Genomic DNA, 21,452 nt, shown 5'->3' on the forward strand with positions numbered 1-21,452 from the left:
CCTCCTGCCGATGGGGTACGCGTTCACTCCCCACACTAGGCGTGGGGACCGCAGTCCGTTTCCCCGGCGAGCACGCCCAACAGGCGGGCCAGTTCGGCGCGCTCGCCGGAGTCGAGCCGGGCGAAGTATTCGTTGGCCTGTTCGCGTCGTGCCGTTTCGACGCCGGCGCGCAGTTCGTGGCCGGCGTCCGTGAGTTGGACCAGGACGGCCCGGCGGTCATGCGGGTCGGGAATCCTCTCCACGAGCCCCTTGCCCTCGAGCTGGTCCACCACTTCGGTGGCCGATCGCGGGGCGATCCGCAGCTGCTCGGCCAACGCCTTCAGGCGCAGCACACCCTCGGGTGATGAGACCGCGGCACGCAGGGCCGCCGTCGTGCCCCGGCCGGAATCCGTGGCGGGCCCCCCGCCGGGGGCGCAGGCGTCCCCATGCCGAGCCAGGGTGTTCAGGGCACGCCACTGGTGTGGTGTCATGTCGAACGGCGCCAGCTCGTGAGCCCACCGCCGGCGCAGCCCGCGGAACGCCGCGTGGAAGAGCTCGCCCAGATCGGGTTCGGTGGCGAGCCCGGGGCCGGCGACATCGGTGGCAGGAGTGGTCATGCCACGAGTATACCCATTTGCGGGGCAACCACATAGTGAGGTAACCTCTGGATAGTTGGCGCGACACCCGCGCAACCCCTTCGACCCAGGAGGTGGTGCCGATGGCATCGGTCCCGAACCCCACCCCGTCCTCCGCCCCCGCCTCGGCTCCACCCGCTGCCGGCGTCATGGGAGGCGGCCGTCCCGGCGGCCCGGGACCCGCCAAGGTCAGCGCGGCGGACCGCAACCAGCTCACGGACCACCCGGTGAGCCTGCGCCGCGTCGCCGCCCTGTTCGCCCCGCACCGGCGCATGATCATCATCCTGGTGCTGCTGATCAGCCTCGCCTCGATCGCCGGGCTAGCCCAGCCGTTCCTGATCCGCGGGATCATCGACGACGCCATCCCGAACGCGGACATCCCGCTGCTGGCCACCCTGGCCGGCGCCATGGTCGTCATCGCCGCGATCACCGCACTGATCGGCGTGGTGCAGACCTGGATGGCCACCGACATGGGCCAACGCGTCATGCACACCCTGCGTTCGGGCATGTTCACCCACCTGCAGGCCCAGTCGTTGGCCTTCTTCACCCGTACCCGCGGCGGCGAGGTCCAGTCCCGGCTGACCAGCGACATCGCCGGCATGCAGTCGGTGGTCACCACCACCGCGACGTCCATCGCCTCGAACCTGACCACCGCAGTCGCCACGGCCATCGCCATGGTCGCCCTGTCGCCGATGCTGAGCATCCTCTCGCTCATCGTCATCCCACCCGCGGTCATCCTCAGCCGCCGTGTGGCCCTGATGCGCCGGGACATCACCGCCGACCGGCAGGCCGAACTCGCCAACCTCTACACCCAGGTCGAACAGGGCCTCTCCGTCTCCGGTGTCCGCCTGTCCAAGACCCTGGGCACCACCGGACGCGACGCCGAACGCTTCACCGCCAGCTCCCACCGCCTCATCGGCCTGGAACTGCGCTCCCAGCTGGCCGGACGCTGGCGCATGGCCACCATGCAGATCGTGTTCGCCGCGATCCCCGCCATCATCTACCTGGCCGGCGGCTTCCCGGCGGCCACGGGTGGGATGACCATCGGCACCATCGTGGCCTTCACCGCGCTGCAATCGGCGATTTTCCGCCCCATCATGGGCCTGCTCAACGTCGGCGTCCAATGGGTGACCGCCATGGCGCTGTTCAGCCGGATCTTCGAATACCTCGACCTGGTCCCGGACATCACCCCGCCCGAACACCCGGTGGCCATCGACCCGGCCGCCGTGCGCGGGGAACTGCGCTTCGAGGGTGTGGGCTTCTCGTACGACGGCGAGGCGAAGGTCCTCTCCGACATCGACCTGGTGGTGCCGGCCGGGACCGCGACGGCGATCGTCGGGGCCACCGGCTCCGGCAAGTCCACCCTGGGCTCGCTGGTCCCGCGCCTGCACGACACCACCGACGGCCGGGTCACCGTCGACGGAATCGACGTCCGGGACCTGGCCCCGGCGGACCTCTCCCGGATCGTGGGCATGGTGTCGCAGGAGTCCTACCTGGTGCACGCCTCGATCCGCGAGAACCTGCTGATGGCCGATCCCGAGGCCGACGAAGCCACTCTGTGGGCGGCGCTGGAGGCCGCGCAGATCGATGGCCTGATCGCCTCGCTTCCCGAGGGGCTGGACACGCTGGTGGGCGCCCGCGGGCACCGGTTCTCCGGCGGGGAGCAGCAGCGCCTGGCCATCGCCCGGACCATCCTGCGCAACCCACGGGTCCTCGTGTTGGACGAGGCGACCTCTGCCCTGGACAACACCACCGAGGCCCAGGTCCAGGCGGCCCTGGACCGGCTGGCCGAGGGGCGGACCACGATCACGATCGCCCACCGGCTCTCTACGGTCGAGCAGGCCGACCAGCTGGTCGTGCTGGATGCCGGGCACATCGTCGAGCGCGGGACACCAGCCGACCTGCGTGCCGGAGACGGCCCGTTCGCCCGGTTGGCCCGCTCCCGTGCCCAGGCGGACGGATTGTCGCTGGGGATCAACCGGTAGATTCGGCGGTCGCCGTGGCGGCAGCGCGTTGGCCGGCCATTCCGCGGCCGATCATCGAGGCGCCGGCCAAAAGCATCAGGACCGGGATGACGTAGAGGCTCCCCGGCGGTTCCAAGTTGGCTGCATTACCATCCTCCAGGAGCTGGGTCACCGGGAACATTTGGAGCGCAACGTCCAGCATTTGGATCGCGAATAGCAGGACCAGGCCCGTGCAGACCCAGCCCAGACCGCGGTGGAGCATGACATGTTCAAGTGGCTTCCCCATGCCTGGAGCATAGCGGCAAGGTCTTCGATATCGTGCCGGCGACGGCCCAACGCGGCCGTGTAGCGGGTGACGGTGATGGGTGGTTCCACCATTCGACGCCTAACCCAATTGCACGGCACCCCAGCCGAGGGCCGCGATGAGTGTCCACGACAGCAATGCCACCAGCAGGGCCCGCCACCCGGTCCGCACCAGCTGGCCCAACCGCACAGCAGTACCGAGGCCAAAGAGCGCCATGGCCAGCAGCGCCGTTTGCACTGTATCCACGGCGTCGGTGACCGAAGCCGGAAGCGGAACAAAGGTGCGTACCAACACGGCGAAGATGAAACCAGCGACAAAGAGCGGCACGATGGGTGGCCGCTTGCCTCCAGCGGTGGGGGCGCCCTCGCGCTTCCGCATGACAACCGAGGTGATGGCCACCATGGGTGCGAGCATGAGCACGCGGGTCAGCTTCACCACGATGGCGACGGCGAGCGCTGCGGATCCGGCAATCTGCGCGGTGGCGACCACTTGTCCGACGTCGTGCACGCTTGCCCCAACCCAGTGCCCGAACTGCAGCGAATTGAGCCCCAATGGATGCCACAGCAGGGGAAGCACGGCAATGGCCAGCGTTCCGCAAAGGGTCACGAGCGCAACCGGAGTGGCGGTTTCCTCGTCCTTCGACTTCACGACGTGGCTCATCGCGCCGATCGCCGACGCGCCACAGATCGAGAAGCCGGTCGCGATCAGCAGGGGTTGGTGGCCAGGCAGCCCGAACAGGCGCCCCAGCCAGAGTGTCGCGACGAAAGTGACCACCAGGACGGCAACGACGGTGACGATCGAGATCCAGCCGAGGTGGGCAATGTCGACGAGGCTCAGTTTGAGTCCGAGCAGGACGATGCCTAGCCGCATGAACTTCTTGGCGGCCAGGCTCAAACCGGGAGCGAGGGTGCCAGTGAGCGCCCCGCGGGTAGACGGAAGCTGTGCGACCAGGATGCCCAGGGCAACGGAAGCGGTCAGCAGCGGGATGGCTGGCACGACCGTGTGGATGCCCCAGGCGAGCAGGGCAGCTGCCCCCGCGACTCCGACGCCCGGCAACCAGGCAGGCGGGCCTCCAGTGCCGGTGGGGTCGGCGGGTCCCCGTCCTTGGCGCGTGGCCACGGAGCGTGGGTGATCGGGGCGGTCATCTGCTGGGTTCACAGGTCTACTCTGGCGCAGACGGCCGGGCCGCGGTAGTCGGCGTAAAGTTGGCGGGGTACAAGGGAGAGTTGTAGGTGATTCAATTTGCTCGGTCCGCACGTGCCTGATCTTGCAGGCTTGGAACTACTGGTGGCCGTCGACGAGCTCGGCAGCCTGACCCGGGTTGCCGCACGCCTCGGGGTGTCCCAGCAGGCTGTCTCCTCGCGGATCCGATCCCTGGAAGGCCAGATCGGGGCGACGCTCATTTCCCGGACTCCACGGGGGTCGACACTGACCGAGACCGGTTCCATGATCACCGGCTGGGCCGCTGATGTGCTCGCCGCTGCCGGGCGGATGGAAGCCGGCATCGAGTCGATCCGCGCGCACTCACTGCGCCAACTCGACGTCGCCGCGAGTCTCACCATTGCGGAGTACCTGTTGCCGCGTTGGCTGGTCACCCTGCGTTCCCGGCAAGAAGCTGCAGGCCAGGTGCCCACACGCGTCGGGCTCAGCGCAGTCAACAGCGAAGCGGTGATCGACCTGGTCCGGAAGGGAACGGTACCGCTCGGGTTCATCGAAACACCGGACATCCCCTCGGACCTGCATGCCATCACCTTGGACCGGGACACATTGAAAGTGGCCGTGTCCCCGACCCATCCGTGGGCACGACGACGGAAACCCGTCACGGCGCGGGAACTGGCCGGGACGCCGCTGATCACCCGTGAGGAGGGATCGGGGACCCGTAAGGCCCTCGAGTACTTGTTCGAGGAGCTCGGCGGGGTTGCCGGCACGATCGCTTCACCCTGCGTCGAGCTCTCCAGCACCGCTGCGGTCAGGACGGCTATCGCGTCCGGCGTGGCACCGGGGGTTCTCAGTTCCCTGGCGATTTCCGACGATCTGGCTCTGAGGCGCCTGGTTACCGTTGAAACGACCGGCATCAAGCTCACGAGGAACCTGTCTGCAGTGTGGGCGGATGGCCCGCGTCCCTCGCAAGCGCCTGCACAGGACTTGGTGGCGATTGCCCGACGATCGCTGGCCCACTAAAGAACTTTGCGTGAACGCCTTTGCGTGGTTCGGCCTCATCGTCGAGTACCGCGATTTGGTCCCTGCGCACCACCACCATCACCACCATCGCCCACCGTCTCTCGGCCGTCGTACGGGCCGACCAGATCTTGGAGCTGGAATACCTTCAATCCCGGGCGACCAGCCAAAGCGCCGCAGCAGCATCGCTCGGCAGTGAAGCCAGTGTCCCGCCGTCGTGCTCAATGGAGACGGTGCCCGCGTCGGCCGTCGAGGTGCCGAGGACGATGACGGACCCGGGGCCCAGACCCTGGTCGGCGAGCAGGCGCAACACTGCCGGGTCGTCGTCGGAGATGCGCGTGACCTCGTAGCGGCCAGGGCCGGCGTCGGGGAGATTGACGGCGTGCTCCGGGTGCGGCGACGTGCCGTCAGCAGCGGGGATCGGATCGCCATGCGGATCGCGTTCGGGGTGGCCCAGCAGGGTGTCGATGCGCTCGATCATGGTCTCCGAGACGGCATGTTCGAGGTTCTCCGCCTCATCGTGGACCTCTTCCCACGAGTAGCCCAGCGTGCGGACCAGGAAGGACTCGATGAGCCGGTGCTTGCGGACCATGGCCACGGCATGGCGTTCGCCGGCGGCGGTGAGGCGCACCGGTTTGTAGGGTTCGTGGCTGACCAGGCCCTGGGCGGTGAGGCGGCGGATGGTGTCCGAGACGTTGGCGGCGGTGGTGCCGAAGCGCTCGGCCAGGGCCTTGCCGGTGATCGGGGCACCTCCCCATTCGGTGGCCGACCAGATGGCCTTCAGGAAATCCTCCGCGACCCGGGTGATCTCCTCGCCCGGGGCGGGCGCGGCCATCATGAGGCCCCCGTCGCGGTCAGGAAGAGCAGCAGCAGGTTCAGTGCGACGATCGCAGCAGTGATCGCCCAGGCGAAGACCTGGGTCGCGGGGGAGTTCGCGTGGGCACCCATGACCGAGCGCAGGCTTGTGTAGCGGACCAAGGGAATCAGGGCGAAGGGGATGCCGATGGACAGGAAGACCTGGCTGAGCACCAGCGCCCACGTCGGGTCGACGCCGATGGAGAGGATGAGAAGTGCGGGGATGATCGTCACGATCCGGCGTGCCAGCAGGGGGATGCGCCGGTGCAGCAAACCGGACATGATCGCCGATCCGGCATAGCAGCCGACCGAGGTGGAGGCCAGGCCCGAGGCCAGCAGGCCCACGCCGAAGACGACGCCGATGAACGGTCCCAGGGCATCGACGATTGCCGCGTGTGCCCCCTGGATGGTGTCCGTGCCGTCGACTCCGCGCAGGCTGGAGGCCGCCAACAGGAGCATGGCGATGTTGACGGTTCCGGCGACCACCAGGGCCAGGACCACATCCCACCGGTTCGCGCGCAGCAGCCGATTCAGGCCCGACGGCGTGTGGTCGCCTCCGTGGCGGTCGCGGGAGAGCGAGGAGTGCAGGTAGATCGCGTGGGGCATGACAGTGGCCCCGAGCATTCCGGCCGCCAACAACACGGTGCCGGCGCCGTCGAACCGGGGGACGAGCCCGGTCGCTGCCGCGCCCCAGTCGGTGTTGCTGACGAACAGCCCGGCGACGAAGCCGATGGTGATCAGCACCAGCAGCGCCATGATGACCATTTCGAACGGACGCTGCCCGTGGCGGGATTGGACGGCCAACAGGACCATCGAGACGATGCCCACGATCAACCCGCCCAGGGGCAGCGGCAGTCCGAAGAGGATCTGCAGGGCGATGGCCCCGCCGATGACCTCGGCCAGGTCGGTGGCCATGGCGATCAGCTCCGCCTGGCCCCAGAAGGCCAGCCGTCCGGTGCGCGGCAGGCGGTCGCCCAGGACCTCGGGCAGTGACCTGCCGGTGACCAGCCCCAGTTTGGCGGAGAGGTACTGGATCATCACTGCCATGACGTTGGCGACCACCAGGACCCACACGAGCAGGTATCCGTGCTGGGCCCCCGCGGTCAGGTTGGCCGCGACATTGCCCGGGTCGACGTAGGCGATGGCCGCCACGAACGCCGGGCCGAGCAGCCAGATGAGGCGACGATGCGGGCGTCCCTGCCGCTCGATCAGCGTTGCCGTCATGGCCGTCCTCCGCTGTCGCCGTCAAAAAAGTTAAGTTCACTTAACTTAGCTCGACGGAACGTCATCGGGCAACCTCTCCGTGCGGCCACGGGGATACGCTGGGACCATGAGCGAGAACCAGTACTCCACCCGTGGCGCCTACGTGACGCCGGGCGCCGAATTCACCCGGGACACCAACTACATCGACGACCGCATCGTCGCCGATCCGGAGGCCATCCGCGCCTCCACCGCCGAACCCGGCGGATCGATCGGGAACCCCGATGCCGGCCTGGCCGAGGGTGCCCACACCTGGCCCGTGGAGGCCGGCCGCTATCGGCTCGTGGCCGCCCGCGCCTGCCCGTGGGCGAACCGGACATTGATCGTCCGCCGGCTCCTCGGCCTCGAGGACGCGATCAGCGTGGGCCTGCCCGGCCCGACCCACGACGCCCGCTCCTGGACCTTCGACCTGGATCCCGACGGACGCGACCCGGTGCTGGGCACCGAACGTCTGCAGGAGAACTTCTTCGCCCGCTTCCCCGACTACCCGCGCGGCATCACGGTGCCAGCCATCGTGGACATCCCCACCGGCGGCGTCGTCACCAACGACTACCCGCAGATGACCCTGGACTTCTCCACCCAGTGGCGGGAATTCCACCGCGAGGGCGCCCCGGACCTCATTCCGGCCGGTAGTTGGGAGGAGATGGCCCCGGTGATCAAGCGGATCTTCACCGAGGTCAACAATGGTGTCTACCGCTGCGGGTTCGCCGGCTCGCAGGAGGCCTACGACGCCGCGTACGACCGCCTCTGGGTGGCCATGGACTGGTTGGAGGAGCGGCTCACCGGCCAGCGCTACCTCATGGGCGACAGCATCACCGAGGCCGACGTCCGTCTGTTCACCACGCTGGTGCGGTTCGACCCGGTCTACCACGGTCACTTCAAGTGCAACCGAAACAAGCTCGACGAGATGCCGGCCCTGTGGGCGTACGCCCGCGACCTGTTCCAGACACCGGGTTTCGGGGACACCGTCGACTTCGTGCAGATCAAGCGGCACTACTACATCGTGCACGAGGACATCAATCCCACCCGGTTCGTCCCGCAGGGACCCGACCTGTCCAACTGGCTCGAGCCGCACGGCCGCGAGTCCCTGGGCGGTTCGCCCTTCGGCGCCGGGGCCGCCCCCGGCCCCGTGCGCGCCGGCGAAGAGGTCACCCCGGGGCACAACCCGCTCTACCCGGCGTAGGGTCCTACGGAGTCGGCGGGGGAGACGGTGCGGTCTGGAGGTCCTTCGTCCAGACATTTCTGTGAATCTGTTCCCAGCCCGTGGAGCTCAGGGCGGATGAGTCGTAGTTGTCCGGTACCAGCTGGACGGCGCCAAAATCGCCCGACGAATAGACGGGCAGGCCTCCGCAACCGGAGAATTCGGCTTCGACGACGATGATGCAGTCGCGTGGCAGGGTCGAGGGCGCGGCGGCATCCTCATCCTTGGCTTGACGGGCAATATAAAAGGAGAAGCCCTGCGCCCGGGCAGCAAACCTCGCGGTGCCCGGCTCGGCGTTCGGGGCGTTGCTTCCCGGCGGCAACGCATCGGCTTCCGTCGCGGGCTGGTCCAGCAGCTCGATGCCCGACGCGGCACCGGAGGCCGAGCACCCGGCCAGCAACGGCAGCGACAGTGCGGCGATGAGCGGTATGGACAGGCGGTTGACGTGCAAGTTTCCCCCTAGGCTTGTTCGATGACCCTAGCGCCCCGGGCGCCCCGGCAACAGCCCCACGTGGCAGGATGGAAACCATGACGATCACCGCCGCAGCAGACGGCTCAGCGCTCGGAAACCCTGGACCGGCCGGCTGGGCCTGGTACGTCGACGACACCACGTGGCGGGCCGGGGGCTGGCCCCACGGAACCAACAACATGGGCGAGCTCATGGCAGTGCTGGATCTGTTCCGCGCCACGGCCCACGTCCCCGAGGAGCACCTGCGCATCCTCTGCGATTCGCAGTACGTCATCAATTGCGTCACCAAATGGATGCCGGGCTGGAAGCGCAAGGGCTGGAAGAAGGCGGACGGCAAGCCGGTGCTCAACGTCGACCTGCTGAAGCAGATCGACGAGGCCATCCGGGGCCGCGACTACAGCTTCGAATGGGTCAAGGGCCACGCCGGGCACTACCTCAACGAGGCGGCCGACGACCGCGCCCGTGCCGTCGCCACCGCCTACCAGGCAGGACGCGGCAGCGACATGGGGCCCGGCTATCCGGGGGCCTCCGGCGGCACACCCACCCCCGGAACCTCCACCGCGCCCCAGGCGGCAAAACCCGGCACGACGGCGGAGTCCGCCCCCGCGCCCGCGGCACCTCCCGCGCAGGACGACTTGTTCTCCTCCCTGGAGGACCCCGCTGAAACCGGACGGGGCAGCGCCGACATCGACGCCGTCGTCACGCTCGAGCGCGAACTGCTGGACCCCACGGTGCGTTCGGAGGTCAGCCAACTGAATTTCCTGCTGCACCCCGACTACCGGGAAATCGCCGCGGACGGCACCCTGCGCGAACGCGAAACGGCCATCACCGTGCTCGCCTCCACCGCCACCGACCTCCCCGAGGCCGCGGGTGACGGCATCCCCGACGACGACGATGCCCCCTCGGCCAGCTACGCGCCACCGGCAGCGTGGTCCGCCGCCGAACGCACCTTCGAGCTGCTCGAGGCCGTCCAGGCCGGCGATTCCATCCACCTGGCCTACCGGCTCGTCGGCGCCGAGGCGGCCACCGCCGTCGGCTCCCTCTGGCACCGGCAGGACCAGCGCTGGCGATTGCGCTTCCGGCAGGAAACCCCCGAACTGTAGCCACGGTACCCACCATCACCTCCAGGAGATCCGCCCCGTGAACGATCCACGCTTTGCCCCCGTCGTCGACCTGCTGGAGTCCTTCGCCGCCGAGGATCCCGACTACTCGGCGCAACTGTGCGTCTACGCCGGCGGCGTTGAGGTCATCGACCACGTGGTGGGGCCGAACAGCACCGCCGATTCGCTGACCGGCGTCTTCTCCGCCTCCAAGGGGGCGGCCGGGATGGTCATCGCCCTGCTGGTGCAGGACGGACTGCTGGACCCCGGGGAACCGGTGGCGACCTACTGGCCCGAATTCGCGGCCAACGGCAAGGCACGAATCACCGTCGGCCAGCTGCTCAGCCACCAGGGCGGCCTGCCCGGCCTCGACGGCGGCCTGACAGTGGACCAGTACACCGATTCCGCCACCGGCGCCGTCCGCCTGGCGGCGGCCCCGCCGGTCTGGAAGCCGGGAACCACCCACCAGTACCACGCCCTGACGCTGGGCGTCTTCGCCGAGGAACTCGTCCGCCGCATCACCGGCGAGACCCTGCAGCAGGTGTACGAGACCAGGATCCGGGCACCCTTCGGCATCGACTTCCACCTGGGGCTGCCCGATGCCCAGGAGCCCCGCTACCGCGAGGTGCTCAAGCCCCTCCAGTCCCCGCCGATGCCCTTCATCGACCCGTTCGGCCCCATGGGCCTGGCCCTGAACTCCACGGGAGGATTCGACGTCGGCGACGGCCAGGCGTATGAACTGCTGGACCTGCCCAACCTGCGGCAGATCCGCTCCAGCGGCATCGCCGCCGCCGGCGGGGTGGCCAGCGCCCGCGGCCTGGCGCGGCTCTACGCCGCGGCGAGCACCGGCGTCGTCCGGGAGGACGGGGCTGCAGACGGCCCCTTCCTCACCGGCGAGACCATCCGTACGGTCGCCGACGAGCGGGTGTTCGGCATCGACCGGGCCAACGGGCTCACCGGTGCATTCGGGCTGATGTTCATGAAGTCCATTCCGCGCAACGATTTCGGTTCCTGGAGGGCCTTCGGGCACGACGGCGCCAACGCCACGCTGGCCTACGCCGATCCCGCCTACGGGGTCGGCTTCGGCTACGTCCCCGCGCGGGCCGAGGAGAGCGGCACCGCATCCCGGGGCGGACAACTCTCCGCCACCCTGCGCCGGGCGTTGTTGAGCGCCGCGGCCGACTAGATTCATCCGTACACCCCATCCCGACAAAGGAGCAGCATCGTGGAGCAACTCGCAGTGGACACCCTGGTCATCGGTTGGGGCAAGGGCGGCAAGACGCTCGCGGGGCAACTGGCGCGCAGCGGCCGCCAGGTGGCCCTGGTGGAGCGGTCCCCGCAGATGTACGGCGGCACGTGCATCAACGTGGCCTGTGTGCCCACCAAGGCCCTGGTCCACCAGGCCAGCGGCCGCCGCGAGGGGGACGACCCGGTCGAATGGTTCACCGCCTCGGTTGCCGCCCGCGACGGGCTCATCGGAAAGCTGCGCGCCAAGAACCACGAGATGCTCTCGACAGTTTCCACCGTCACGCTCATCGACGGCGACGCCCGCTTCATCGCCCCGGGGCAGCACGGGCAGGACTCCGCCGCCCCCGGCCACCTGGTGGAGGTCACCGGTGGGGCGGAGACGCTGCACATCACCGCCGAACACGTCATCGTCAACACCGGTACCTTCCCGGCCCGTCCGGCACTGGAGGGCCTGGCCGTGCTGGAACCCGCCGACGGGGTGTACGACTCCACCACCATCCAGCATGCCGATCCGTTCCCGCGCCGCCTCACCATCCTGGGCAGCGGCTACGTCGGCCTCGAATTCGCCGGCATGTTCGCCGACTTCGGCTCCGAGGTCACCGTCGTGGGCCGCTCGGAGGCATTGCTGTCCGCGGAGGACGACGACGTCGCCTCGGCAGTGCGCGAGGGGCTCGAAGCGCAGGGGGTCACCTTTCGGCTCGGCACCGCGGCCACCTCCGTTTCAGCCTCCGACGGCACGGTCACCCTGGGAGTCGAGGATTCCTCCGGGGAAGCCTCGCTCGAGGCCGACGCGTTGCTCGTGGCCACCGGCAGGACCCCGGCCACCGCCGCCCTGGGGCTGGAAGCGGCAGGCATCGCCACCGACGAGAAGGGCTTCATCGTCGTCGATGACCATCTGCGCACCACCGTCGACGGCGTGTATGCCGTGGGCGACGTCAACGGCGGGGACCAGTTCACCTACATCTCGCTTGACGATTCGCGGATCCTGGCCGACCAGCTGATGGGGAAGGGCACCCGCAGCCGGGCCGACCGGGTGGCCGTCCCTTCCACCACCTTCCTCACCCCGCCCTTGGCCCGGGTGGGATTGAATGAGAAGCAGGCACGGGAGGCGGGACGCGACGTGCTGGTCGCCTCGAAGAAGGTCGCCGAGATCGCCGCGATGCCGCGACCGAAGATCATGGAACAGACCCGCGGGGTCATCAAGTTCGTCGTCGACCCGGAGACCGATCTGGTCCTGGGGGCGACGCTGAACTGCATCGACGCCCAGGAGCTGGTCAACCTCGTGGCCCTGGCGATGCGCGCCGGCGTCACCGCTTCGGAACTGCGCGACGGCATCTGGACCCACCCCTCCACGACGGAATCCCTCAACGAGGTCCTCGGCGGCCTGGCGCCCCTGGCGTAGCCGGGCCTCAGGCGGCGGGGTGCAGCGGCCAGCCGGGGGAGGCGTGCAAATCGCCGTCGTGCCCGCAGACCAGGACCTCGACGCCCAGTTCGCGGACCGCGGCATCGAGGGTGGCCGGGCCGCCGGCGAGGATCGCCTTGGACAGCACATCGGCGGTGACGATGTCCTCCGCCAGGACGCTGACCTGCAGGTATGCGTTGGAGCGGCCGTAGCCGTGGCCGGATGAGGTGGCCAGTGCCGCGGTGAATCCCGGGGTTCCCGCCAAGGGGACGTCGGCGACCAGGGCGTCGGTGTCGAACGGGTCGGTGATGCCGGCGCGCCAGTGCCGCCCGTAGAACGGGTCGGATCCGGTGGGTTCGGCGGGGAACGGCGAACCGCTGCACAGCACGTCGCCGCCCGCGGTGACCGACCAATGCGGCAGTTCCAGGTCCATCATGGACTGTCCCGCGTGGGCGATGGCCCAGCCCTTGACGAGCCCACGCAGGTCGACCGGACCGGTGGGGGAGTGCGGGCTGAACGCGCCCTCGGTGGCATTGCGCCAATTGATGGCCTGCTCGTACAGGGTCCGCAGCCGGTGGTGGGAGTAGCGCAATTCGATGTCCCCGCGGCGCAGTGACTCCACGGAGCCGCGGCCGCCGACGCCGAAGTACTGCTCCGTCTCGTCGAACACGCGCCGCATCGTCTGCACCGCTGCATCGAGCTCCTCCGGGTCCAGCGGGGCGCTGATGCTGACCATCGTCCCCAGGGCCGGGAAGGAGCGGTTGGCCAGGCGCGGTGCCGCAGGTCCTGCATCGTCGGTGGTGTCACCGGGTGCGTGATCGGCCACGAGGCTCACGCCAGCGACGAGTCGAGGGCGGCCTGCTGCGTCATGGCGTAGGCCGCGGGGGAGTAGCCGGGGCCGCTGAGAAGCTGGACCGGTTCGGGACCGCGCAGCTGCTGGCGCCGGACCATGGACAAGGTCGAGGACCGGGAGCCCGTCCGGACGGCGCTGGACGCCGAGGCCCCTGAGGGGATCGACCCCAGCCGCGGCGGGGTGGGCGTGGAGGCTGCCTGGGCGGCGGGGGCGGTGCCGCCCAACCAGCCGGAGGCCAGGACCCCTGCGGAAGCCACTGAGGCGAAAATGGCCTGGCGGATGTTCACGACGGGGGTCCTTTCGGGGCCGGGGTCCTGCGGGGAATGCTTGTGTTCCACACTGCCCAACCGAACTGTGAAGACCCTGTGCCGTGGCTCGAAAAGCACTGCTGGGCGCCCCGTTTCAGCCGAGGGCGCAACATCGCCCAGGACCGGGCGGACGTAGGGTGGGTTCGTGGAATTCGAGAAACGGTATGTGGCCCTGGGGGATTCATTCACCGAAGGCATGGGCGACGACGACCCGACCCGTCCCAACGGGGTGCGGGGGTGGGCGGACCGGGTGGCCGAACAGCTGTGCGCCGCCGACCCGGCCTGGGGGTACGCGAACCTGGCGATCCGCGGCAAGAAGATCCGCCAGGTCATCGACCAGCAGCTCGACGCGGCGCTGGCGCTGCAACCCACCCTGGTCACGCTCTACGCCGGGGGCAACGACATCCTGCGCCCGCGGGTGGACATCGACGCACTCATGGCGGGGTACGACGACATGGTGGCCCGGCTGCGCGCCACCGGTGCCGCCGTCGTGCTCTTCACCGGCTTTGATTCCTCGGACTCGGCGGTCTTCGGCAAGACCCGCGGCCGGACGGCGATCTACAACGAATGGGTGCGCGAGAGTGCCGACAACCACGGCGCGGTCGTCGCCGACTACTGGCGGTGGCGTGAATTCAGCGACCTGCGCTACTGGGCCCAGGACCGCCTGCACATGGGGACGCCGGGCCACATGCTGATGGCCAAGAAGGTGTTGAAACTGCTGGAGGCCACCGACGCGATCCAGACACCCGAACTGGCGACCGCGGCGACGCAGACCCGTCTGGCCAGGATGCAGCAGGACGCCCGCTGGGCCCGCGAGCACGTGGTGCCGTGGGTCAAGCGGCGGTTGACCGGGACCTCCTCGGGCGACGCCCTGAGTCCGCGCTACCCTGCGTACGTCCGGCTGTAGGCCGGGTTCGTGCCGGGACCGGGCACCCGGACGGTGGTTGACTGGGACGCATGAGCAACCTGCCGGAACCGGCGCCCCATCCGGATGAACCCCACGCGTCGGCCGGACTGGCCGAACGCCTGAATTGGCTGCGCGCCGGCGTGCTCGGGGCCAATGACGGCATCGTCTCCACCGCTGCCGTGGTGGTCGGCGTGGCCGGGGCAACGACCGCCACCGGACCCATCCTGGCCGCGGGCGCCGCGGCCCTGATCGGTGGGGCGGTCTCCATGGCGCTGGGCGAATACGTCTCGGTCTCCAGCTCGGCCGATTCGCAAAAGGCGTTGATCGCCACGGAGCGGCGCGAACTCGAGGAGATGCCCGACGAGGAGCTGGCGGAACTGGCCTACCTCTATGAACAACGCGGGCTCAGTGCCGAGACCGCGGCGACGGTCGCCCGGGAACTGACCGACCACGATGCGTTGGGTGCCCACCTGGACGCCGAATTGAACATCGACCCCGATGACGTGGTCAGTCCCTGGACCGCTGCAACGGCGTCTGCGGTGTCCTTCACCGTCGGTGCCCTGCTGCCCTTTCTCACCGCTGTGCTGTTGCCTGCCGCGTTGAAGATCCCCGTGACCTTCGCCGCGGTGTTGGTGGCGCTGGCATTCACCGGGGGCCTGGGGGCCTATCTGGGGCGGGCGCCGATGCTGCGGCCGATCGTGCGCGTGGTCATCGGCGGCGTGCTGGCCCTGGGTGCCACGTTCCTCATCGGGACCTGGCTCGGCAGCAGCGGAGCCGTGGGCTAGGCGCGGGAGGTGGCTCCGGCGTCGTGCTTCGAGGCCACGGTGGAGCGCCGCCGGCCATAGCCGAGGTAGACCCCGGCGCCGAGCACCATCCAGAGTCCGAACACGATCCACGTGATGCCGCCCAGGTTGACCATCAAGAACACGCAGCCGGCGACGGCCAGGATGGGGGTCACCGGGTAGAACGGGACGCGGAAGGTGCGCGGCAGATCCGGACGGTTCCGGCGCAGGTAGATGACTGACAGGCTGACCAGGCTGAACGCGAAGAGCGTGCCGATGCTGGTGGCATCGGCCAGCTGGCCCAGCGGGACCAGGCCGGCTGTCAGGGCGATGGTGCCTCCGGTGATCAGCGTGTTCAGCACCGGGGTGCCGGTGCGCGGGTGCAATTTGCCGAACACGCGCGGGACCATGCCGTCGCGTGACATGGCCACCAGCACGCGCGTTTGTCCGTAGAGGACGGTGATGACGATGCTGATGATCGCCACCACGGCGCCGATGGAGAAGACCAGCGCGACCCAGGGTTGCCCGGTGATCTCCTCCAGGACCTGCACCAGGGCGGCTTCCTTGCCGATGAACCATTGCCAGTCCTTGGCGCCCACGGCGGCGACGGCGACGAGGATGTACAGCACGGTGACGATGACCATCGAGGCGATGATGGCCCGGGGCAGATCGCGCTGCGGGTTGACCGCCTCCTCGCCGGCCGTGGAGGCGGCGTCGAAGCCGATGTAGGAGAAGAACAGGCGCGACGCCGCAGCCGAAACGCCGGCGGTGCCCATGGGCAGCAGCGGGGCGAAGTTGCCGGTGTGGAAGGCGCTGAAGGCGATGACGACGAAGAAGATGAGCACCGCGATCTTCAGGAACACCAGCACGGTGTTGACCGTGGCGGACTCCCTGGCGCCGCGCATCAGCAGGACCATGGCGAGCACCACCACGACGACTGCGGGGATGTTGAAGACGCCGCCGTCGGCCCCCGGCGGGTTGGTCAGGGCCGCGGGTAGTTCGACGTTGAAGGTCCCGGCCAGCTCGTTGACGTATTCGCCCGCACCCACGGCGATCGCGGCGACCGACACCCCGTATTCGAGGATCAGGCACCAGCCGCAGATCCAGGCCAGGCCCTCGCCCATGGTCGCGTAGGTATAGGAGTAGCTGGACCCCGAGACGGGCACCGCACCGGCCATTTCGGCGTAGGACAGCGCGGCCAGCAGGGCGGCGATCCCGGCGATGGTGAAGGAGATCCAGACGGCGGGACCGGCCAGCGGCACGGAGGAACCGAGGACCACGAAGATGCCGGTGCCCAGGGTGGCTCCGACGCTGATCATGGTCAGCTGCAGCACGCCCAGGGTCCGGCGCATGGTGCCGCCACCGGAGCCGTGCCCGGCTTCGGCGCTGAGCGCCTCGACATCCTTGCGCAGCAGCAGCTGGCGTCCCAGCGGGAGCCTGGGCCGGGAGGCCGGGGCCGGGTGGTTGGCGGAAGCCTGCATGGCGTGTCCTCAACGGGCTGGATGTGCCCGGGTCGGGTGGTGGTTGCCGGATCACGGCAACGGCCGGTGGTGGAAGGGTCGGCTCATATTTTTGCACTGCTATGCATGGTTACAAAACCGGGGGGTTCGCCACCGCAGCTTGTTTGTGGTGTGGATCTCGCCGTATCATGGAGGCGTGTCCGCGAGGACACACGCCAATGACATGCGGCGGGAGAGTCCCGTTCAGATCCACTGGCGGGCGCCGTAGGAGCAATACCCTCCCCGGGAATCTCTCAGGCATCCGTACCGCCGCGCTGAGGCAACTCTGGAAAGAAGCAGCACCCCGCGGGGCCTGCTCACCGACGGTGCAAGCCACGTCCGGGACACCGGGCACGGCGGAATCTCTCAGGTCCAATACAGAGTCGGGGAGGAACCGAAGCTCATTCGGCGTGCACAGCACACCGACCACCCTTGGAGTTCCCCCTGATGACCGAGACCACGGCCCGTCCCACCACCAGCCCCGCCGGCGAGCTTGCCTTCGCCGACCGCCACATCGGACCCCGCGGCGACGCCACCGCGACGATGCTCAAGCACCTGGGCTACGCGACCCTCGATGACCTCGTGAACACAGCGGTCCCCGCGGACATCCGCCAGTCGGCACCGCTGGACCTGCCCGCAGCCCGCTCCGAGGCCGAGGTCCTGTCCGACCTGCGCGCCATCGCCTCCAAGAACGTCATGAAGACGCAGATGATCGGCCAGGGCTTCTACGACACGTTCACCCCGCCGGTCATCCTGCGCAACGTCCTGGAGGACCCGGCCTGGTACACGGCCTACACGCCCTACCAGCCGGAGATCTCCCAGGGCCGCCTCGAGGCACTGCTGAACTTCCAGACCATGGTCTCGGACCTGACCGGGCTGCCGATCGCCAACGCGTCGCTGCTGGACGAGGCCTCCGCCGTCGCCGAGGCGGTCCTGCTGATGCGCCGCGCCAACAAGGCCAAGGCCGACGCCAAGACAGTGCTGGACGCGGACCTCTTCCCGCAGACCATCGCCGTCGTGCGGGGCCGCGCCGAGGCGCTGGGCTTCGAACTCGAGATCGCCGACCTCTCAGCCGGCCTGCCCGAAGGCGAGATCTCCGGCATCGTGCTGCAGCAGCCGGGCAACTCCGGCGCCGTGGTGGACCAGGCGGGGATCATCGCCGCCGCCAAGGAGCGCGGCGCCATGGTCACCGTCGCCGCCGACATCCTCTCGCTGACCCTCATCGTCCCCCCGGGCGAGCAGGGCGCCGACATCGCCGTCGGCAACACCCAGCGCCTGGGCGTCCCGCTGTTCTTCGGCGGCCCGCACGCCGCCTACATGTCGGTCCGCAAGGGCCTGGAGCGCTCGCTGCCCGGCCGCCTGGTCGGGGTCTCCAAGGACGACGCCGGCCTGCCCGCCTACCGCCTGGCGCTGCAGACCCGTGAGCAGCACATCCGCCGCGAGAAGGCCACCTCCAACATCTGCACCGCCCAGGCGCTGCTGGCCATCACCGCCTCGATGTACGGCGTCTACCACGGCCCCGAGGGCCTGCAGGCGATCGCCCGCCGCGCCCACCTGCGCGCCAGCACGCTGGCCACCGTCCTGGGTGATGCGGGCTTCGGTCTCGCCTCCGAGGCGTTCTTCGACACCCTCACGGTCCAGGTCCCCGGCCAGGCGCAGGGGATCGTCACAGCCGCCGAGGAACGCGGGATCAACCTGCGCCGCGTCGACGCCGACACCGTGGGCATCTCCACCGACGAAACCACCACCACGGACCACCTGGTCGCCATCGCCGAGGCCTTCGGCGTCGCCGATGCGGCGACCGCCGTGGAGCGCGCGGAAGCCGGGGCAGGGCAGAAGCTGCCCTCCGCCGTCGTGCGTTCGAGCGGGTTCATGACGCACCCGATCTTCCACTCGGTCCGCTCCGAAACCCAGATGCTGCGCTACCTGCGCAAGCTCTCCGACCGCGACCTGGCGCTGGACCGCACCATGATCCCGCTGGGCTCGTGCACCATGAAGCTCAACGCCACCGCCGAAATGGAATCGATGTCGTGGCCGGAGTTCGCCTCCGTCCACCCCTATGCCCCGGCGCACCAGACCGAGGGCTGGCGCCAGCTGATCACGGACCTCGAGGACCGGCTGAGCACCATCACCGGGTACGCGGGCGTCTCCATCCAGCCCAACGCCGGTTCACAGGGCGAATACGCAGGGCTGCTGGCCATCCGCCAGTTCCACGTCGCCAACGGCGACGATGCCCGCACCGTCTGCCTCATCCCGGCCTCCGCCCACGGCACCAACGCCGCCTCCGCGGTGCTGGCCGGCCTGAAGGTCGTCGTCGTCAAGACCGCGCCGAACGGCACCATCGACGCCGCTGACCTGGACGCGAAGATCGAGGCCCACCGCGACGCGCTGGCAGCGATCATGATCACCTACCCGTCCACGCACGGTGTGTACGACGCCGACGTGCGCGAGGTCTGCGACAAGGTCCACGCGGCCGGCGGGCAGGTCTACATCGACGGCGCCAACATGAACGCCCTGGTCGGGCTCGGCCAGCCGGGCAAGTTCGGCGGCGACGTGTCCCACCTGAACCTGCACAAGACGTTCTGCATCCCGCACGGCGGCGGAGGACCCGGCGTCGGACCGGTGGCCGTGGCCGAGCACCTGCTCCCGTTCCTGCCCGGCGCCCCCGCCGGGGAGGCCACCGAGCGCACCGGCACCGCCGTCGCGGCCACCACCTACGGTTCGGCCGGCGTGCTGCCGATCTCCTGGGCGTACGTGGCGATGATGGGCGCGGAGGGGCTGACCAACGCGACCAAGAACGCCCTGCTGACCGCGAACTACGTGGCCTCCCGGCTCAACGAGTACTTCCCCGTGCTCTACACCGGCAACCAGGGGCTGGTCGCCCACGAGTGCATCCTGGACCTGCGCGATGCCACCGCCAAGACCGGCATCACCGCCGAGGACGTGGCCAAGCGGCTCATCGACTACGGCTTCCACGCCCCGACCCTGGCCTTCCCGGTCGCCGGGACGTTGATGGTCGAGCCGACCGAGTCGGAGGACCTGGCCGAGATCGAGCGCTTCATCGAGGCCATGATCGCCGTGCGCGCCGAGATGGACCAGGTCCTGGCCGGGGACTACACGGCCGAGGAATCCCCGCTGCGCCTGGCACCGCACTCCGCCGCGGCCGTCGTCGCCAGCGAATGGGACCGCAAGTACACCCGCGAACAGGCAGCCTTCCCGGTGCCGGGCCTGCGCCAGGACAAGTACTTCCCGCCGGTGGGGCGCATCGACGGGGCCGGCGGCGACCGGAACCTGATCTGCTCCTGCCCGCCTCCCGAGGCATTCGAGAACTAACCCGGATCCCCGGAACCCGACGAAAGGCAGACTCCCCGTGAGCACCGAAACCACCACGCCGCAGCAGACGCCCCTGCACGGCGAACACGAGAAGCTGGGCGCGAACTTCACCGACTTCGGCGGCTGGGACATGCCGCTGAAGTACGGCTCCGAGCTGGCCGAGCACCAGGCGGTCCGCGAGGCCGCCGGGCTCTTCGACCTCTCCCACATGGGGGAGGTCCGGGTCGAGGGCCCAGACGCTGCCACGTTCCTGAACACCGCACTGGCCGGCAACATGGCGGTCATGAAGGTCGGCAAGGCCAAGTACTCGGTGATCTGCAACGCCGACGGCGGGATCATCGACGACCTGATCACCTACCGCCGGGCCGAGGACCGCTTCCTGGTGGTCCCCAACGCCGGCAACGCCCCCGTGGTCGCCGCGGCACTGGCCGAACGCGCCGCAGGCTTCGACGTCACCGTCACCGACGACTCCGCCGAGACCGCGCTGGTGGCCATCCAGGGCCCGCTCGCCGAGTCGATCCTGCTCGGCCTCGTCGCGGCGGGCGACGCCGAAACGGTCACCGGCATGAAGTACTACGCCGCCGATGACGTCACCGTCGCCGGGATCACCGTGCTGCTGGCCCGCACCGGCTACACCGGCGAGGACGGGTTCGAGCTTTACCTCCCCAACGCCGACGCCGTCGCCCTGTGGAACGCCTTGCTGGAGGCCGGCAGCGGGCGCGGACTCATCCCGGCGGGCCTGGCCTGCCGCGACTCGCTGCGCCTGGAGGCCGGCATGCCGCTCTACGGCAACGAGCTCTCCCTGCAGACGACCCCGTTCGACGCCGGACTGGGACCGATTGTCTCCTTCAAGAAGGAAGAGGACTTCGTCGGCCGTGCCGCCCTGGAGGCCGCCAAGGCCGAGGGGTCTCCCCGCAAGCTCGTGGGCCTGAAGGGGCTCGGACGCCGGGCCGGGCGTTCGCACTACGCTGTGATGAAGGACGGCAACGTCGTCGGCGAGGTCACCTCGGGCCAGCCCAGCCCCACGCTGGGATACCCGATCGCCCTGGCCTACGTCGACGCCGCCCTGGCCGAGGTCGGTACAGCACTGGACGTCGACCTGCGCGGCAAGCCCCAGCCCTTCGAGGTCGTGGCCCTGCCGTTCTACACCCGCAACAAGTAACGCCCACCCGTAC

19 protein-coding genes and 1 riboswitch are annotated in these 21,452 nt (G+C 69.3%); of the genes, 10 read left to right on the forward strand and 9 right to left on the reverse strand.

The features are described from left to right. Positions 1-35: 35 nt before the first annotated feature. Entirely contained in the window at positions 36-596 is a 561-nt protein-coding gene (locus ACN0TP_RS13625; RefSeq protein ID WP_417219804.1) for a MarR family winged helix-turn-helix transcriptional regulator, read from the reverse strand. Between the two features lie 101 nt (positions 597-697). On the opposite strand from ACN0TP_RS13625, the gene ACN0TP_RS13630 reads away from it, so the two are divergent. Continuing rightward, complete coding sequence (locus ACN0TP_RS13630; protein WP_417219806.1) at positions 698-2,599, forward strand: ABC transporter ATP-binding protein; 1,902 nt, start codon at positions 698-700, stop codon at positions 2,597-2,599. Here the strand turns inward: ACN0TP_RS13630 and ACN0TP_RS13635 are convergent. After that, positions 2,589-2,864, reverse strand: coding sequence for a hypothetical protein (locus tag ACN0TP_RS13635; protein ID WP_417219808.1), 276 nt, complete (start codon positions 2,862-2,864; stop codon positions 2,589-2,591). The genes ACN0TP_RS13630 and ACN0TP_RS13635 overlap by 11 nt on opposite strands. Before the next feature lie 99 nt (positions 2,865-2,963). Continuing rightward, complete coding sequence (locus ACN0TP_RS13640) at positions 2,964-3,938, reverse strand: YeiH family protein (RefSeq protein ID WP_417220037.1); 975 nt, start codon at positions 3,936-3,938, stop codon at positions 2,964-2,966. A 201-nt stretch (positions 3,939-4,139) separates the two neighbouring features. On the opposite strand from ACN0TP_RS13640, the gene ACN0TP_RS13645 reads away from it, so the two are divergent. Then, a complete protein-coding gene (locus ACN0TP_RS13645; protein ID WP_417219810.1) occupies positions 4,140-5,063 on the forward strand; it encodes a LysR family transcriptional regulator in 924 nt (307 codons plus the stop codon). Positions 5,064-5,208: 145 nt separating this feature from the next. On the opposite strand, the gene ACN0TP_RS13650 is transcribed toward ACN0TP_RS13645, so the two are convergent. Together ACN0TP_RS13650 and ACN0TP_RS13655 are read right to left on the reverse strand one after the other, a co-directional pair. Beyond that, positions 5,209-5,898, reverse strand: a complete 690-nt coding sequence (locus tag ACN0TP_RS13650; protein WP_417219812.1) for a metal-dependent transcriptional regulator — start codon at positions 5,896-5,898, stop codon at positions 5,209-5,211. Further along, complete coding sequence (locus ACN0TP_RS13655; RefSeq protein WP_417219814.1) at positions 5,895-7,139, reverse strand: Nramp family divalent metal transporter; 1,245 nt, start codon at positions 7,137-7,139, stop codon at positions 5,895-5,897. The genes ACN0TP_RS13650 and ACN0TP_RS13655 overlap by 4 nt, the downstream gene beginning before the upstream one ends. 106 nt (positions 7,140-7,245) lie before the next feature. Between ACN0TP_RS13655 and ACN0TP_RS13660 the strand changes: the two genes are divergently transcribed. Further along, the gene (locus ACN0TP_RS13660) at positions 7,246-8,358 is read left to right on the forward strand and encodes a glutathione S-transferase family protein (protein WP_417219815.1); all 1,113 of its coding nucleotides are present in this window, start codon (positions 7,246-7,248) and stop codon (positions 8,356-8,358) included. A 4-nt stretch (positions 8,359-8,362) separates the two neighbouring features. Here ACN0TP_RS13660 and ACN0TP_RS13665 read toward each other — a convergent pair whose 3' ends face one another. Beyond that, positions 8,363-8,827, reverse strand: coding sequence for a hypothetical protein (locus tag ACN0TP_RS13665; protein WP_417219817.1), 465 nt, complete (start codon positions 8,825-8,827; stop codon positions 8,363-8,365). Between the two features lie 77 nt (positions 8,828-8,904). Between ACN0TP_RS13665 and ACN0TP_RS13670 the strand changes: the two genes are divergently transcribed. From ACN0TP_RS13670 to ACN0TP_RS13680, 3 genes are read left to right on the forward strand one after another with little or no spacing between them, the layout of a single operon-like run. Continuing rightward, a complete protein-coding gene (locus ACN0TP_RS13670; protein WP_417219818.1) occupies positions 8,905-9,948 on the forward strand; it encodes an RNase H family protein in 1,044 nt (347 codons plus the stop codon). Positions 9,949-9,985: 37 nt separating this feature from the next. Continuing rightward, the gene (locus ACN0TP_RS13675) at positions 9,986-11,131 is read left to right on the forward strand and encodes a serine hydrolase domain-containing protein (RefSeq protein WP_417219819.1); all 1,146 of its coding nucleotides are present in this window, start codon (positions 9,986-9,988) and stop codon (positions 11,129-11,131) included. A 39-nt stretch (positions 11,132-11,170) separates the two neighbouring features. Then, the gene (locus ACN0TP_RS13680; RefSeq protein WP_417219820.1) at positions 11,171-12,595 is read left to right on the forward strand and encodes an FAD-dependent oxidoreductase; all 1,425 of its coding nucleotides are present in this window, start codon (positions 11,171-11,173) and stop codon (positions 12,593-12,595) included. Positions 12,596-12,602: 7 nt separating this feature from the next. Here ACN0TP_RS13680 and ACN0TP_RS13685 read toward each other — a convergent pair whose 3' ends face one another. Further along, positions 12,603-13,421 (reverse strand): FAD:protein FMN transferase, encoded by an 819-nt coding sequence (locus ACN0TP_RS13685; RefSeq protein ID WP_417219822.1) that lies wholly within the window; start codon positions 13,419-13,421, stop codon positions 12,603-12,605. 5 nt (positions 13,422-13,426) lie between these two features. Beyond that, a complete protein-coding gene (locus ACN0TP_RS13690) occupies positions 13,427-13,735 on the reverse strand; it encodes a hypothetical protein (RefSeq protein ID WP_417219824.1) in 309 nt (102 codons plus the stop codon). Between the two features lie 166 nt (positions 13,736-13,901). Here ACN0TP_RS13690 and ACN0TP_RS13695 point away from each other — a divergent pair, with 166 nt between their 5' ends. Both ACN0TP_RS13695 and ACN0TP_RS13700 read left to right on the forward strand, forming a co-directional pair. Next, positions 13,902-14,663, forward strand: coding sequence for an SGNH/GDSL hydrolase family protein (locus ACN0TP_RS13695; RefSeq protein ID WP_417219825.1), 762 nt, complete (start codon positions 13,902-13,904; stop codon positions 14,661-14,663). Between the two features lie 50 nt (positions 14,664-14,713). Beyond that, positions 14,714-15,448, forward strand: a complete 735-nt coding sequence (locus ACN0TP_RS13700) for a VIT1/CCC1 transporter family protein (RefSeq protein WP_417219827.1) — start codon at positions 14,714-14,716, stop codon at positions 15,446-15,448. Here the strand turns inward: ACN0TP_RS13700 and ACN0TP_RS13705 are convergent. Then, the gene (locus ACN0TP_RS13705; protein ID WP_417219828.1) at positions 15,445-16,926 is read right to left on the reverse strand and encodes an amino acid permease; all 1,482 of its coding nucleotides are present in this window, start codon (positions 16,924-16,926) and stop codon (positions 15,445-15,447) included. The genes ACN0TP_RS13700 and ACN0TP_RS13705 overlap by 4 nt on opposite strands. 198 nt (positions 16,927-17,124) lie before the next feature. Continuing rightward, a riboswitch (glycine riboswitch) is annotated at positions 17,125-17,224 on the forward strand. Positions 17,225-17,391: 167 nt separating this feature from the next. Here ACN0TP_RS13705 and gcvP point away from each other — a divergent pair. Both gcvP and gcvT read left to right on the forward strand, forming a co-directional pair. Then, the gene (gene gcvP, locus ACN0TP_RS13710; protein WP_417219829.1) at positions 17,392-20,277 is read left to right on the forward strand and encodes an aminomethyl-transferring glycine dehydrogenase; all 2,886 of its coding nucleotides are present in this window, start codon (positions 17,392-17,394) and stop codon (positions 20,275-20,277) included. 37 nt (positions 20,278-20,314) lie between these two features. Beyond that, on the forward strand, positions 20,315-21,439 hold the full coding sequence (gcvT, locus tag ACN0TP_RS13715) for a glycine cleavage system aminomethyltransferase GcvT (protein WP_417219831.1): 1,125 nt from the start codon (positions 20,315-20,317) through the stop codon (positions 21,437-21,439). The last annotated feature ends 13 nt before the right edge of the window (positions 21,440-21,452 follow it).

This window comes from Arthrobacter sp. (assembly GCF_048266065.1).
GTDB lineage: Bacteria > Actinomycetota > Actinomycetes > Actinomycetales > Micrococcaceae > Arthrobacter_H.